Genomic DNA, 262 nt, shown 5'->3' with positions numbered 1-262 from the left:
CCGCTCGCGCCCGACCTCGCCCCCCTCCCCGCGACCCTTGCGGCCGCGGCCCTGGTCATTCGTCCGCCTGCGGGCGACGCGTCGCTGCTGATGCTGGCGAGCTTCCGGATCTGGGAATGGCTGGAGCGTTCGACCACTGCACGACGGCTGGAAGCCGCGCTCGCCGGACGCATCGCGGCGCAATGGTCCCATTTAGCCGACCGGTCCCAGTTCGCTCTCCGTACGCCGATCCTGACGGCTCCGGCGATCCGTCAGGCCGCTC

General features: G+C 71.8%; 1 protein-coding gene. It reads left to right on the top strand.

Annotated elements, in window-relative coordinates:
- Positions 1-262: hypothetical protein (locus ACM0OW_RS25855; RefSeq protein ID WP_414553581.1), on the top strand; the 262-nt coding region annotated here is incomplete at both ends.

Source organism: Anabaena sp. CCY 0017, from assembly GCF_963920885.1.
Classification (GTDB): domain Bacteria; phylum Cyanobacteriota; class Cyanobacteriia; order Cyanobacteriales; family Nostocaceae; genus Nodularia.
Note: the sequence above shows the minus strand (reverse complement) of the source record. Positions and strands in the feature narration are given on the sequence as shown.